Annotated in this window: 14 protein-coding genes; 6 read left to right on the top strand and 8 right to left on the bottom strand. The window is 58.9% G+C overall.

Annotation, left to right across the window (positions count from 1 at the left end; genetic code table 11):
- Nucleotides 1–60 precede the first annotated feature (60 nt).
- Complete coding sequence (locus ACSQ13_RS06420; protein WP_176249882.1) at nt 61–1,170, top strand: DUF6456 domain-containing protein; 1,110 nt, start codon at nt 61–63, stop codon at nt 1,168–1,170.
- Nucleotides 1,171–1,216: 46 nt separating this feature from the next.
- Here ACSQ13_RS06420 and ACSQ13_RS06425 read toward each other — a convergent pair whose 3' ends face one another.
- The gene (locus tag ACSQ13_RS06425; protein ID WP_295508488.1) at nt 1,217–2,857 is read right to left on the bottom strand and encodes an NAD(P)-binding domain-containing protein; all 1,641 of its coding nucleotides are present in this window, start codon (nt 2,855–2,857) and stop codon (nt 1,217–1,219) included.
- A gap of 233 nt (nt 2,858–3,090) precedes the next feature.
- Here ACSQ13_RS06425 and lipA point away from each other — a divergent pair, with 233 nt between their 5' ends.
- Nucleotides 3,091–4,044 (top strand): lipoyl synthase, encoded by a 954-nt coding sequence (lipA, locus tag ACSQ13_RS06430; RefSeq protein WP_176249880.1) that lies wholly within the window; start codon nt 3,091–3,093, stop codon nt 4,042–4,044.
- A 1-nt stretch (nt 4,045) separates the two neighbouring features.
- Here the strand turns inward: lipA and ACSQ13_RS06435 are convergent, their stop codons facing one another.
- Complete coding sequence (locus tag ACSQ13_RS06435) at nt 4,046–4,219, bottom strand: hypothetical protein (RefSeq protein WP_176249879.1); 174 nt, start codon at nt 4,217–4,219, stop codon at nt 4,046–4,048.
- The gene (gene hpt, locus ACSQ13_RS06440; protein ID WP_176249878.1) at nt 4,216–4,755 is read right to left on the bottom strand and encodes a hypoxanthine phosphoribosyltransferase; all 540 of its coding nucleotides are present in this window, start codon (nt 4,753–4,755) and stop codon (nt 4,216–4,218) included. Before hpt ends, ACSQ13_RS06435 begins: the two co-directional genes overlap by 4 nt.
- Before the next feature lie 67 nt (nt 4,756–4,822).
- On the opposite strand from hpt, the gene ACSQ13_RS06445 reads away from it, so the two are divergent.
- Complete coding sequence (locus ACSQ13_RS06445; RefSeq protein ID WP_176249877.1) at nt 4,823–5,278, top strand: type II toxin-antitoxin system RatA family toxin; 456 nt, start codon at nt 4,823–4,825, stop codon at nt 5,276–5,278.
- A 12-nt stretch (nt 5,279–5,290) separates the two neighbouring features.
- Here the strand turns inward: ACSQ13_RS06445 and ACSQ13_RS06450 are convergent, their stop codons facing one another.
- The 5 genes from ACSQ13_RS06450 to ACSQ13_RS06470 all read right to left on the bottom strand — a co-directional run bounded on the left by ACSQ13_RS06450 (nt 5,291) and on the right by ACSQ13_RS06470 (nt 9,480).
- Entirely contained in the window at nt 5,291–5,854 is a 564-nt protein-coding gene (locus ACSQ13_RS06450) for a hypothetical protein (RefSeq protein ID WP_295508483.1), read from the bottom strand.
- 195 nt (nt 5,855–6,049) lie between these two features.
- On the bottom strand, nt 6,050–7,231 hold the full coding sequence (locus tag ACSQ13_RS06455; RefSeq protein ID WP_295508481.1) for an ammonium transporter: 1,182 nt from the start codon (nt 7,229–7,231) through the stop codon (nt 6,050–6,052).
- 155 nt (nt 7,232–7,386) lie between these two features.
- Complete coding sequence (locus ACSQ13_RS06460; protein ID WP_176249874.1) at nt 7,387–7,863, bottom strand: CinA family protein; 477 nt, start codon at nt 7,861–7,863, stop codon at nt 7,387–7,389.
- Nucleotides 7,850–8,341, bottom strand: coding sequence for a phosphatidylglycerophosphatase A family protein (locus ACSQ13_RS06465; RefSeq protein ID WP_176249873.1), 492 nt, complete (start codon nt 8,339–8,341; stop codon nt 7,850–7,852). Before ACSQ13_RS06465 ends, ACSQ13_RS06460 begins: the two co-directional genes overlap by 14 nt.
- Nucleotides 8,338–9,480, bottom strand: a complete 1,143-nt coding sequence (locus ACSQ13_RS06470) for a bifunctional 2-C-methyl-D-erythritol 4-phosphate cytidylyltransferase/2-C-methyl-D-erythritol 2,4-cyclodiphosphate synthase (protein WP_176249872.1) — start codon at nt 9,478–9,480, stop codon at nt 8,338–8,340. Before ACSQ13_RS06470 ends, ACSQ13_RS06465 begins: the two co-directional genes overlap by 4 nt.
- A gap of 181 nt (nt 9,481–9,661) precedes the next feature.
- Between ACSQ13_RS06470 and dusB the strand changes: the two genes are divergently transcribed.
- The 3 genes from dusB to ACSQ13_RS06485 are packed head-to-tail and all read left to right on the top strand — an operon-like array spanning nt 9,662 to nt 13,109.
- Nucleotides 9,662–10,648, top strand: a complete 987-nt coding sequence (gene dusB / locus ACSQ13_RS06475; protein WP_295508941.1) for a tRNA dihydrouridine synthase DusB — start codon at nt 9,662–9,664, stop codon at nt 10,646–10,648.
- Nucleotides 10,645–11,739 (top strand): two-component system sensor histidine kinase NtrB, encoded by a 1,095-nt coding sequence (locus ACSQ13_RS06480; RefSeq protein ID WP_176249871.1) that lies wholly within the window; start codon nt 10,645–10,647, stop codon nt 11,737–11,739. Before dusB ends, ACSQ13_RS06480 begins: the two co-directional genes overlap by 4 nt.
- A 2-nt stretch (nt 11,740–11,741) precedes the next feature.
- Complete coding sequence (locus ACSQ13_RS06485) at nt 11,742–13,109, top strand: response regulator (protein ID WP_176249870.1); 1,368 nt, start codon at nt 11,742–11,744, stop codon at nt 13,107–13,109.
- Nucleotides 13,110–13,185: the final 76 nt, after the last annotated feature.

Consider the following 13,185-nt stretch of genomic DNA (forward strand, 5'->3'; position numbering starts at 1 on the left):
TTAGGTTGTGTGGATAAGTCTGTGGACAACTTTAGTAACTGACAAAAAGGGACAAGCAATATGACAGGGCTTTCAACCACTCGCCCGGCGGCACATTCCGCCGGATCAGACATACCGGCATGGGTCCCCCGCGACGCACGACATTATCTGTCGCATGTGGAGCAGGGCCGCCCGATCCGCGCCTTGGCACGCTCCGCCGATTGCCATGCATCAACCATCCTGCGCCAGATCCGAAAGCTGGAGACCCGGCGGGACGATCCGTTGATTGATGATGCTTTGGAAACACTGGGCCGCGTGAGCCGCCGCACGTCCCCAAGGAACACAGAAAGGCCAAAGATGACCCAGCCCGAGGACCCTCAAATGCCCGATGATGAAACCCTGATGTCCGAAGCGCGCCGGATCTTGCGCCGGATGTGTGAAACCGGCGCGATGCTGGCGGTGGCAGCCGAGATGGAAAAGGCCGTCGTGGTGCGCGACGGGGCAGGCGGGTCAAGCACCCGCACCGCAGTGGTTGACCGACCGATTGCACAGGCGATGGCGCTTAAAGGGTGGATTGCCACCACCGGCAGCGGGCGGATTACGCGGTATTTCATCACGGCCGCGGGGCGCACCGCGCTGGAACAGATGTTGCAGCAGGAACAGCCGCGCGGACCGCTGGGGTTTGCGGATGCGCAAGCCGATTTTGCCACCCAGGACGACATATGCGCGCGCCCGCAATCATCGCGCCGCGCCCGCTATACCCTTGCCGAAAGCCCTTTGGCGGCTTTGGCGCGCCGCCGTGACAAGGACGGAACGAATTTTCTGTCTGACCGCTTGGTGCAAGCCGGTGAACGCCTGCGCGAGGATTTCGAGCTGGCCCAAATGGGCGAAAAAACCACGCAGAACTGGGACCGGTTTCTAACCCCCGGCGGTGACGCGCCTGCGGGCAGCTTTACCGGCAGCGCGCCCTCTGCGGCGCGGGCACGGGTCGGGTCGGCCCTGGCCGATCTGGGTCCGGGGCTGTCGGATGTGGTGTTGCGCTGCTGCTGTTACCTGGAGGGGTTGGAGACCACCGAAAAGCGGCTTGGCTGGTCGGCGCGGTCGGGCAAGATCGTGCTACGGATCGCGTTGATGCGGCTGCGCAAGCATTACGATGAAACATTGGGGCCCGGAAGCGCGATGATCGGTTGACCGGCGCAAGGGGCTGGGCGCGGCGTTCAACCGCCGCGCCCCTTTTTCATTCAGCCGCTGTCGCGTGTGCGAACTGGCCGATCCCGTCCCGAAGCAAGAACGCATCAAGCTGCTGGCGTGCGACATCGGCGGGATCAACGGTGCCGCCCGCATCGGCAAAGGTCATCTGCAAAACGGTGCCCTGGTCGCCACCGCGCGCATCACGCGGGCGCCAATCGGCATCCAGGTGATCGGCCATATGCATCTGATCCACGACTTTGCCATCCGTCACCAAGCGGACCACCGGATGGATGAACGCATCGGGTTCTTTGCCAAACACGTTGTTCTGACGTTTCACATGCAGGGAATCGCTGCCAAAATCGCCATATTCCAGCGTGACCTGCAAGAACGAACCCGTGGTAAAGGGGGCGTCTTTCGTCCAGGATACGGGGATGTCCTGATAGGTTTTACCAGCCTGTGGTCCGTCCAGCAAAATCACATCGGCCATGAAACCCGGTTGCAGGAAAATACCCGACGCCGTGCTGATCCGGTCGATGATCGCATTGCCCAGTTCGGGTGCTGACAGGGGGGTCGTCACGGTGGGATAGGCGGTGCCGTGGACCCGCACCGTGATCAGTTCCGCAAGGCTTTTGACGTTGTGCCGGAAGCCGTGGATAAAGCCCGACATGGTCTTTTTATAGTCGCAAGACTGCATAATCGTGCCCGCAAAGAACAGGCCTTTGACATTCTCGCTTTCCCATTCGCCGGTCATGACGGGGAATTTATCGAAGTGGCGCAGGGCGGGCTGGATGTCTTCGGCAAAGATCGAATTGTCGAACTGGAACCCTGTGCAGGCGATGACATGGTCATAGGTCAGCACGATTTCGTGCCCTTCGGCTGCCGTCATTTGCGCCCGCACGGTATAGACGCCGTTTTCTTTGGTGATCTCGGTCGCCTTGGCATCAATCACCGCATTTTGGGATTTCAGCTGATATGTATCGAGGAAATTATTGTTCACCGCGCGCAGGTTGCCGACAAAATGCGTCTGCCATGCGAACTTGATCGGGTTGGGGCTCATCACGTGGATGCTGGCCGCATGTTCCAACAGCGAATCGGCGGTCTCGAAGGCAGAGTTGCCTTTGCCCAGAATCAGCACCCGCTTGTTTTCGTAAAGCTCGGGGGTCGGGTCGAATTCGGTATAATTTGCCGCCAGTTCAAACCCTTTGATACCCGGATCCCAGGCCTGGCTGACGCCGGTGGCCACAATCACATTTGCCGCGCGGTGCGTGGACCCGTCGGCACAGCTGATCACAAAGCCGTCAGCGGCTTTTTCGATTTTTTGAACATCGGCGTTGCAAACGATGTGATCTGCCAGCGGTTTGGCAAAGGTTTCGGCATAGCTGGTGAAATCATCGGCACTTGGGAAATACTTGCGGCTCCAGTCCTTGAACAGAAGCCCTTCGTCGTTCAGCAGCGAATTCCAGTCATGGCGCAGACGGGTTTCAGGGTTGCTGAGGCCCGTATGCACCTTGTTGATCGAGATAAACTGACGATGGCGCGGGAAGTTACGCAAAAACGCGCTGATCTTGTCCGACCGCTCAAGGACGGTAAATGACACCCCCTTTTTCGCGAAATAATAGGCAGCCTGAAGACCGGCAGGGCCTGAGCCGATGATACAGACGTCTTGGATTCCGTTGGGTGCGGACATTTAGTTTTCCTCTTGGTATAGCGTTAAAAACGAGTGCAACCTTAGGGTGGATACCCGCAACAGGCGAAGGGAAAATTAACATTTTTTTAAATAGTTGAAAAATGAGAACATCTTTCTGATCCTCGGGCCAAAAATCCCCCCATTTTTCGAAAACCAGCCATGCGCCCGCTGCCTCTTTCCTGTGGCGGGTGAAACGACTACATTGCCCGCGAACCGACATACGGAGCCAGACCATGCGCGACCTTAAAATCCCCGAACAGCGCCACCCTGAAAAAGCCAAACGCCCCGATAATCCGCAGCCGAAAAAACCAAGCTGGATTCGCGTCAAGGCACCAGGGGGCCAAGGTTACGCAGATACGGCAAAAATTATGCGTGAAAACAAGCTGGTCACAGTTTGCGAGGAAGCCGGTTGCCCCAATGTGGGCGAATGTTGGTCGCAGGGCCACGCCACCATGATGATCATGGGCGAAGTCTGTACCCGCGCCTGCACCTTCTGCAACATCGCCACCGGCAAGCCGCCCGAGGATCTGGACGTGTTCGAACCGGGCCGCGTTGCAGATGCGGTGGCCAAACTGGGGCTGAACCACGTTGTGATCACTTCGGTTGACCGCGACGACATTGCGGACGGCGGTGCCGAACATTTCGCGCAGACCATTCGCGCCATTCGCAAGAGGTCGCCCGACACCACGATCGAGATTCTGACGCCGGATTTCATCCGCTGCGATCCGAAGGTGCTGGAAATCGTCGTCGAGGCGCGGCCTGACGTGTTTAACCACAACCTCGAAACCGTGCCGGGCCTGTACCCCGAAGTCCGCCCCGGCGCGCGGTACTTCCACAGCTTGCGTCTGTTGCAGCGGGTCAAGGAACTGGACCCGTCGATGTTCACCAAATCCGGCATCATGGTCGGCTTGGGCGAAGACCGCCAATCGGTCATTCAGGTCATGGAAGACATGCGCGCCGCCGACATCGATTTCCTGACCATCGGGCAATATCTGCAACCCACGCCCAAACATCACCGCGTGGACCGTTTCGTGCATCCTGATGAATTCGCATCCTATGAAAAGGCGGCATTCGGCAAGGGATTCTTGATGGTTTCGGCGACACCGCTCACCCGGTCCAGCTATCACGCGGGGGATGATTTCGCGCGCCTGCGGGCCGCGCGTCAGGCCAAGCTGGCAAAAAGCTAGGTTAGAACCTGCGGCCCATACGTTCGGCTGTTAACCACTCGGGCCAATAGCCGGCGTATTCCAGACCAAAGATGATCGCCGCGACCAGAATGATTGCAAACACAAACTTAACCCGCCGGGGCGACGGCGGGTTTTGCGCCCAGCGTTTCATCCGCATGAGCCAGACAATGTTCATGATGTGAAGCGGACCTTGCCGATAAAGGGCAGGTTGCGGTTGCGCTGTGCGAAATCAATGCCATAGCCCACAACAAATTCATCCGGTATTTCAAAGCCGATCCAATCGGCCTTCATGTCGACCTCGCGGCGGCTGGGTTTGTCCAGCAATGCAATGGTTTTCAGCCGCGCCGGTTCGCGCGACAAAAGCAGGTTGCGCACGTGGTGCAACGTGTGGCCCGTATCGACGATATCTTCGACAACCAGCACGTCACGCGCTTCGATAGCGCCGCGCAAGTCCTTGAGAATACGTACTTCTCTGCTGCTTTCCATGCCGTCGCCATAGCTGGACGCTTCCAGAAAATCCACCTCGATCGGCAGGTCCAGTTCGCGCACCAGATCGGCGATAAACACAAACGATCCGCGCAGCAGCCCGACCACGGTCAGCTTGCTGGTGCCTTCGAATTCGGTCTGGATTTCACGGCACAACGCTTCGATCCGCGCAGCAATCGCCTTGGCCGAGATCATTTCATCGATGACATAAGGACGCGTTGGCATGGGTTTGACCTTGAAAAGGGGGCGTTTAAGATTTCATAAGGGCTAACTACATGACAGATGGAAATCAATGCCTACCCATTCAGAGACCCGCGAACTGCCCTACACCGCCCAACAGATGTATGATCTGGTGGCCGATGTGGCGTCTTACCCCGAATTTCTGCCCTGGACCGCCGCCGCGCGCATCAAAAGCCGCACGGACAAAGGCGATCACGAGGTGATGGATGCCGATCTGGTGATCAGTTTCAAGGTGTTCCGCGAAAGGTTCACCAGCCGTGTGGTGCTGTGGCCTGAACCGAAAAAGATCGACACCGAATATCTGGACGGGCCGTTCAAGTTCATGAAATCCAACTGGCATTTCGAAGACGCGGGGCAAGGTACCTGCAAGGTCCATTTCTTTGTCGATTTCGAGTTCAAGAACATGGTGCTGCAAAAGATCATCGGCGTGGTTTTCAACGAGGCGATGCAACGCGTGGTACGCGCCTTTGAAAAACGCGCGGCGGATTTATACGGGCCGACGGCTTAACCAACACCGACATCAGCCGTTCGAGGTCCGAAAAGCCGTTTCAAGCCGCTGAAACATCTGATCGAATTCGGCCAGCTCAGGGTCGGTTTTATCGATCGGCACCAGCAGCGCGCGATAGTCCTGCAACATTGTTTCGAGCGCTGGAATATACGTATCTGCCCATTGCTCGGCGCGGATGCGATCGGGTTGTTTTTGGGCTTTCTTTCGGGTTGCGCTGATGGATTTCAACGCATTCAAGCGATGCTTGATGGCAGCGCGGTAGATTTTGATCACACGGTCCGGCTCTGACACAAGCAGCAGCCGGTTCAGTATCAACCTTGTGTTTTCAAACAAAGGGCCAAAGAAATCGCGGCTGGTCACAGTGCGGATCATGTCCGCCTCGACCAGATCAAGAAAACCGTTGTCGATATATTGATAGGTGATCCAAAGGGTGCCCGCCCCGCTGAGCGCAATGACCTGATCCGTTCGAATACTGCCGCTTTCGGAACAGGCGACAAGAGCGTCAAAGTACCGGTCGGCATCCTTGGAAATGGATTTAAATTTGGGTTCGAACCCCTCGAGAATCCCGTCGCGCACAGTGATCATCCATTTTGCAAATATGCTTTCGCCCTCATTCGCATGTGTATTTGTCTAAATTAAGAAATCGGGGTGTCGTCATGGAAACCACGGTATGAGACGAAAAATGCTCCCGCATGTGACATGCGAGAGCATCGTTTTTTCAGGGATTGCCAAGGCTCGAAATCAATCGAGCCGCTTCCAATATATCCCGGCCTAGCTGGTCAGATCATAGGCGCGCTCGCCGTGCACAGCCAGATCAAGGCCGGTTGTCTCTTCCTCTTCCGACACGCGCAGCGGTGTGATCGCTTTGCAGATGAACACCAAGGCGACGGTGACCACAGTGGTATAGATGCCAACAATCGCCAGCGACCCCAGTTGCGCCGCCCAGGAGCCCGCGCCAAAGGCCGCGATCATGATCGTGCCAAAGATACCACCCACACCGTGTACGGCAAAGACATCCAGCGTATCGTCGATCTTGGCTTTGTTACGGATCAGCAAAACGGCTTCCTGACACATCACACCGGCCACGGCACCGATGATCAGCGCCTCCCATGGGCCGACAAAACCGGACGCGGGGGTGATGGATGCCAGACCCGCAATTGTACCCGTGACGATACCCACCATCGACGATTTGCCGAATTTGATACGTTCCCACAGCGCCCAGGACAGAGACGCTGTCGCGGCCGAAATATGCGTGACCGTGATCGCCATTGCGGCACCACCATCCGCCGCCAGTTGCGAGCCGCCGTTAAAGCCGAACCAACCGACCCACAGCATCGCCGCACCGATCATCACAAAACCGGGGTTATGCGGCGGTGTGTGGCTGTTCTTGCGGGCCCCCAGAAAGAAGGCGATGATCAGTGCCGCGAGACCCGCGGTTTCATGCACCACAATGCCGCCCGCGAAGTCGCGTACGCCCACATCGCCAAAGATACCGCCGTCGGCCAGAAAACCGCCGCCCCAGACCCAATGCACAACAGGCGCATAGCAGATCAACATCCACAGCCCCGAAAACAGCATGACAAAGCCAAAGCCGACACGCTCAACATAGGCACCGACGATCAGCGCAGGCGTGATGATCGCGAATGTCATCTGGAAAGCAAAGAACAAGATCTCGGGCAGGGTGCCGGACAGGCTGTCGACCGTGACGCCGTTCAGGCCCAGCTTGTCCAAGCCGCCCCAGAAACCCGATGTGCCGGACCCGAAAGCGATGGAATAGCCGACGAAAAACCAAAGCACGCTCATCAGACAGGCGATGGCATAGCAATGCATGAAAACGCTCAGCACGTTGCGGCTGCGCACAAGGCCGCCGTAAAACAGGGCAAGCCCCGGCAAAGTCATAAACAGAACCAAGGCCGTCGCGGTCATGATCCAGGCTGTATCGGCAGCATTCATCGTTAATTTCCCCCATTGCGGTATGTTGAAAGGCTGCAAAGCGGATGGGGTGGCGCAGCGAAAGTCAAAATGCAGGCAGAGCCGCCATTTATTCGTGCATTTATGCAAGCGCCTTAAATTTAGGCTGCATAGAAGGCGTTAAGCCTATTTTTTGATCAGTTTGAAACCGCGCCCAAAAGCAGGGTCAAGGCGTGGTCGCGCGCGGCCAGACGGACCTTATCGCGCCCCAGCGGGCCAAAATCCAGCGTCTCAACCGCGACGTTTTCATCGGTGGCCAGACCAAAGCACACGCGCCCTTCAGGCTTGTGTTCAGACCCGCCAGGCCCTGCGATTCCGGTGATGGATACGGCGATTTGGGCTTTTGAATGGGCCAAGGCACCTAGTGCCATTTCCCGCGCGACCTGTTCGGACACGGCCCCGAACTGGTCAAGGGTTGCCGGTGACACGTCGAGCAAATCTATCTTGGCGTCATTGGTATAGGTGACAAACCCGCGGTCAAACATGGCGGATGATCCGGGCAAATCGGTCAATGCAGCAGCGACCATGCCCCCGGTGCAGCTTTCGGCGCTGGTGATCATGATGCCGCGCGCAAGGGCGCGTTCCAGCAAAATCGCCGCGTCAGAGAAGCCCATGATAAAGCCCCGCCAGCGCAATCACGCAGATCAGTGCAAAGACCCCCGCAATCACATCATCCAGCATCACGCCAAGCGCATCACCGCGCCGGTCAGCCCAGCCCACCAGCAGCGGCTTCCAGATGTCGAACAGGCGAAACAGCGCAAAGGCCGCAATCCAGCCCGGCCACATCACAAGGATATTCAACCCCATCGACCACGCCGCATAACTGAGCGGCAGCAGGGCGATCCACTGGCCTGCGACCTCGTCGATCACGATCTCGGAGGGGTCGTGGTCATCGCTGCCAGCCGTCATCTTTGCCGTCGCCCACCAACCGGCGGCAAAGGCCACGAGGATACCGATCACCAGCAAGGGGAACCCGCCGATCACATGCAACAGCCACGCCCATGGCAGGGCGACCAGCGACCCCCAGGTGCCGGGGGCAGGGCGAATATATCCGACGCCCAGAACGGTGCCGATCAGCTTTGCAAGTTTCATAGTTTCACCAATGTTGCTGTGGCCATGCAGGCGATGCCTTCGCCGCGACCGGTAAAGCCCAGACGCTCGGATGTGGTTGCCTTGACCGATACGCGGTCGGCGTCGATCCCCAGATACAGGGCCATGACATCGCGCATGGCGGCGGCATGGGGGCCGACCTTTGGGTATTCGCAGATCAAGGTGCAATCGACATGGGTCAGGGTGAACCCCTTGGACCGCGCCAGATCGGCGGCATGGGTCAAAAAGATATGGCTCGCGGCACCTTTCCATTGCGGATCAGAGGGCGGGAAATGCTGGCCGATATCGCCCATCGCCAAAGCCCCATAAATCGCGTCAGTCACCGTGTGCATCCCGACATCCGCGTCAGAATGGCCCATAAGCCCTTGGTCATGGTCGATTTTCACGCCGCACAGCATCACGTGATCACCGGGTCCAAAGGCATGTACGTCAAATCCGTTGCCGGTGCGAATGTCCATCTGGCTCTCCAATATGCGGGCGGCGCGGGTCAAATCGCCGGGCAGGGTTATTTTCAGGTTATCGGCGCTGCCGGGGGTGATGGCAACGGAGATTCCGGCCGCACGCGCCACTTCGACATCATCCGCCGCGACCCCGTCAAAGGTGGCATGGGCGGCCTGAATGGCGGCGGTGACAAAACCTTGCGGGGTTTGGGCTGCGTAAAGGGCGGTGCGGTCTTGGGTGCCGGCGACTTCGCCATCCTCTGCACGCCACAGGGCATCGGTCACGGGCAGACCGGGGGCCGCGGCCGGGCAGGTCTTGAGCGCCGTCAGAACACCATCAATCACGGCTTTCGACACACAGGGCCGCGCGGCGTCATGGATCAACACCAGATCACTCTGGCCAATCAGGGCCAGTCCGCTGCGCACAGACCCCGCACGGTCGGCCCCGCCCACAGCGATCAAGCATCCTTCGGCCTTGAACCCCTCGGCCTGATCCATATCGGCTTCGTTCAGAACAATAACTATCGTATCAATCGCGCCGTGACGCTGGAACGCGGCAACGGTGTGGTCGATTACGCGCTTGCCACACAGGCCTTGCCATTGCTTGGGAACAGGGCCGCCCGCGCGGGTACCACGCCCCGCAGCGACGATCAGAGCGGCAATTTTTGGCGGTGATGACATTGGCGGCCTCTTGAAGGGATAGCACGGTTTTAGGCAAAGCCGGCCTGCGGTGCAATCTCTTGGCGTCAATGCCTAATAATTAGGCACATCAAGATATATATGCCCCTTATATGCGGCGGTTTTCTTGAGTTTTGCAACGCCTGCCGATACACCCGAGGCAACTGCACAAGGATTAATCGTTTTGGGTCTTGCCGATCTGCCCTTTTCCCTCAGCCCGCCTGTTTTACTTGCACCCATGGCCGGCATCACGGACCTGCCGTACCGGACGCTGGTTGCCTCGTTCGGGGCAGGTCTGGTCGTGTCTGAAATGGTGGCCTCAGAAGATATGATTAACGCCCGTCCCGGCACCCGCGAAAAGGCCGAACTGGGTCTGGGGATCGAAGGCACCGCCGTGCAACTTGCCGGTCGCGAGGCCGCACCGCTGGCCGAAGCCGCGCGCATGGTAGAAGCCCAAGGCGCGCGGGTGATCGACATCAACATGGGCTGTCCTGCCAAAAAGGTCACCCAAGGCTATTCGGGTTCTGCACTGATGCGCACGCCCGACTATGCGCTGACCCTGATCGAAGCAGTGGTCAATGCGGTATCGGTGCCGGTGACCCTGAAGACCCGGCTGGGATGGGATGACGCCATGCTGAACGCACCGCAAATCGCGGCAGCTGCGGAAAACGCAGGCATCGCGATGATCACCATTCACGGTCGTACCCGCTGCCAGTTCTACAAAGGTGCCGCCGATTGGGCCGCCATTGCAAACGTCAAAAACGCCGTGTCGATCCCGGTGATCGCAAACGGGGATATCGTGGGCAGTGACACCGCGCAGATGGCCTTGGATCAATCGGGCGCGGATGGTGTGATGGTCGGGCGCGGATCGCAGGGGCAACCCTGGATATTGGCGCAAATCGCGCATCAGCTGTATCAGACGCCTGCGCCGGTTGTGCCGCAAGGGGCCGATTTCACCCGCATGGTCGCCGACCACTACGAAGAGATCATCCGCTTTTACGGCACCACCATCGGCCTGCGTGCCGCGCGCAAACATCTGGGTTGGTACATGGATACCTGCGCCACCCCCCGTGACCTGCGCCGCGCCGTTCTGACAGCACCCGACCCGAAAACGGTGCATCTGCTTATCAACGATGCGATGGTCGCGCATCCGGTCATGGAAGCGGCATGATGGACGTTAGTGATGTCTTTAACTCGCTTCCGGTGCCTGCGGTTCTGATCGGGCCGGATGACCGGATCGTCGATCTGAACTCCGAAGCCGAAGGGTTTCTGAACACCTCGGCCAAGACGGCGAAAGATACGCCCGTCTGGGATCTGATCGCCGTGAATGCCCCGCTCGAGGAAGCCTTTGCCCGCGCGCGCAAGAACGACACGCCTTTGTTTGTGAATGACGTCGATGTGGGCAGCGGCCAACGCCCGCCCGCCTTGTCCGATCTGCATCTGGCCCCGTTGAACGGATCGCCCGGCCATATGTTGCTGATGATCACCCCGCGCGAACTGGTGGGCCGGATGAGCCAGAACAATCAGGTCAAATCCGCCGCGAAATCCGCCATCGGCATGGCAGAAATGCTGGCCCACGAGATCAAGAACCCGCTGGCGGGGATCACCGGTGCCGCGCAATTGCTGAGCATGAACCTGAACGCCGAAGACCTTGAACTGACCGATCTGATCGTCGCGGAATCGCGCCGGATCGTGAAACTGCTGGAACAGGTCGAACAGTTCGGCAACCTGATGCCGCCGGAATTGAAGGCCGTGAACCTGCACGATGTGCTGGACCGTGCCCGCCGGTCGGCATTGCTGGGGTTCGGCGCGCGCATGAAAATCATCGAAGATTATGACCCGTCGTTGCCCTTGGCCTTGGGCGACAAGGATCAACTGCTTCAGGTGGTGCTGAACCTTGTCAAAAACGCCTCCGAGGCGGCAGGCGATACCGGCGGCACCATCCGGTTGCACAGCTTTTACGAACATTCCTTCCGGCTGCGCCGCGCTGATGGGTCCGGCCAATCCCTGCCGCTTCAGATCGAAGTGATTGATGACGGCCCTGGATTGCCCGAATCCATTCAGGACGATGTGTTCGAACCCTTTGTGTCGGGCCGTGAAAACGGCACCGGGCTGGGGCTCGCGCTGGTCAGCAAGATCATATCGGACCACGGCGGCTGGATTTCCGTCAATTCCGCCCCCGGCAAAACCGTATTTCGTATTTCCCTTCCGCGCGCCGACAAGGCGCAGTCGGAAGCCCTCGCACCCGAACAGGAGACGTAAAAATGGATGGCACAGTTCTGGTCGCCGATGATGACCGCACAATCCGCACGGTTCTGACGCAGGCGCTGACCCGCGCGGGCTGCAAGGTCCACGCAACCTCCAGCCTGACCACGCTGATGCGGTGGGTCGGCGAGGGCAAAGGCGATGTGGTGATTTCGGATGTGGTCATGCCCGACGGTAACGGGCTTGAGATGCTGCCCAAGATCGCCAAGGACCGTCCCGGTTTGCCGGTTATCGTGATCTCGGCGCAAAACACCATCATGACGGCGATCAAGGCCGCCGAGGCCGAGGCCTATGATTATCTGCCCAAACCGTTTGATCTGCCCGATCTGATGAAACGCACGGCGCGCGCCCTTGAACGCAACGGCGCGCCACGTCGCGCGGTGCAAACCAATGATGCGGGCGACCGTGATGACCTGCCCTTGGTGGGCCGCACCCCTGTGATGCAGGCGCTGTACCGTGTGGTTGCACGGGTGATGAACACCGATCTGCCGGTGTTGATCTGGGGTGAATCCGGCACCGGAAAATCCCTGATCGGCAAGGCGATCCACGATTTTTCCGACCGCCGCAACCTGCCGTTTGTGACCGTCACCTCCTCGGAGTTGCAAGACATCGAAGGACCGGCCCGCGTATTGGCACGGGTGCGCGGTGGTACGCTGCTGATCGACGAGATTGGTGATTTCTCCGAAGAAATTCAGGCCCGCATTGCACGGATGATGGATACCCCCGGCGAACATGCGCCGCGTTTTCTGGCGACCAGTCAATCGGATCTGGCCGCCGCGATGAAGGCAGGCACCCTGCGCCGCGATCTGTATTACCGCCTGTCCGGTGCAACCTTGCACGTGCCTGCCTTGCGCGACCGCGTCGAAGACATCAGCCTGCTGGCGGCGCATTTTCTGGAACGCTCTGAAACCGGGAACACCGTGCCACGGGCGCTGTCCGACGGGGCGGCCAAAGTCTTTGCCAATTACCAATGGCCCGGCAACGTGCGCCAGTTGGAACATGCGATGCGGCAACTGGCCCTGACCAGCCGCGCGCCGGAGATTACCCAAATCGAGGCTGAACAGGTCTTGGGCGCGCAGCCCGACCCCGAACCGTTGCGCGCACAGGCAAATACCGAAAAACTGGGGGCCTCCGTCGAACGGCATCTGCAGCGGTATTTTGACCAGCACGGGTCGATGTTGCCGCCTCCGGGGCTTTATGCGCGTATCCTGCGCGAGATCGAGGCCCCGTTGATTGAAATCGCCCTCTCCGCAACCGCAGGTAATCAGGCTAAATGTGCCGATCTGCTGGGAATCAACCGCAATACCTTGAGAAAAAAGATCACTGACCTCGATATAGAGGTGACACGCGGTCGCAAAATGATGTAAAAGAGCCACATAACCGTGGCCATCGGGCCTCACAGCCCGATCAGGACCACATTAATAGGCAGTGGATGCATTCTTG

The sequence above is a fragment of the Sulfitobacter sp. SH22 genome (genome assembly GCF_965641905.1).
Taxonomy (GTDB): Bacteria; Pseudomonadota; Alphaproteobacteria; order Rhodobacterales; family Rhodobacteraceae; genus Sulfitobacter.

What these genes read in the sequence shown, in the direction of transcription:
- ACSQ13_RS06420 (WP_176249882.1), top strand. Translation starts at nt 61, where the DNA reads ATGACAGGGCTTTCAACCACTCGCCCGGCGGCACATTCCGCCGGATCA.
- ACSQ13_RS06425 (WP_295508488.1), bottom strand. Translation starts at nt 2,857, where the DNA reads ATGTCCGCACCCAACGGAATCCAAGACGTCTGTATCATCGGCTCAGGC.
- lipA (WP_176249880.1), top strand. Translation starts at nt 3,091, where the DNA reads ATGCGCGACCTTAAAATCCCCGAACAGCGCCACCCTGAAAAAGCCAAA.
- ACSQ13_RS06435 (WP_176249879.1), bottom strand. Translation starts at nt 4,219, where the DNA reads ATGAACATTGTCTGGCTCATGCGGATGAAACGCTGGGCGCAAAACCCG.
- hpt (WP_176249878.1), bottom strand. Translation starts at nt 4,755, where the DNA reads ATGCCAACGCGTCCTTATGTCATCGATGAAATGATCTCGGCCAAGGCG.
- ACSQ13_RS06445 (WP_176249877.1), top strand. Translation starts at nt 4,823, where the DNA reads ATGCCTACCCATTCAGAGACCCGCGAACTGCCCTACACCGCCCAACAG.
- ACSQ13_RS06455 (WP_295508481.1), bottom strand. Translation starts at nt 7,231, where the DNA reads ATGAATGCTGCCGATACAGCCTGGATCATGACCGCGACGGCCTTGGTT.
- ACSQ13_RS06460 (WP_176249874.1), bottom strand. Translation starts at nt 7,863, where the DNA reads ATGGGCTTCTCTGACGCGGCGATTTTGCTGGAACGCGCCCTTGCGCGC.
- ACSQ13_RS06465 (WP_176249873.1), bottom strand. Translation starts at nt 8,341, where the DNA reads ATGAAACTTGCAAAGCTGATCGGCACCGTTCTGGGCGTCGGATATATT.
- ACSQ13_RS06470 (WP_176249872.1), bottom strand. Translation starts at nt 9,480, where the DNA reads ATGTCATCACCGCCAAAAATTGCCGCTCTGATCGTCGCTGCGGGGCGT.
- ACSQ13_RS06480 (WP_176249871.1), top strand. Translation starts at nt 10,645, where the DNA reads ATGATGGACGTTAGTGATGTCTTTAACTCGCTTCCGGTGCCTGCGGTT.
- ACSQ13_RS06485 (WP_176249870.1), top strand. Translation starts at nt 11,742, where the DNA reads ATGGATGGCACAGTTCTGGTCGCCGATGATGACCGCACAATCCGCACG.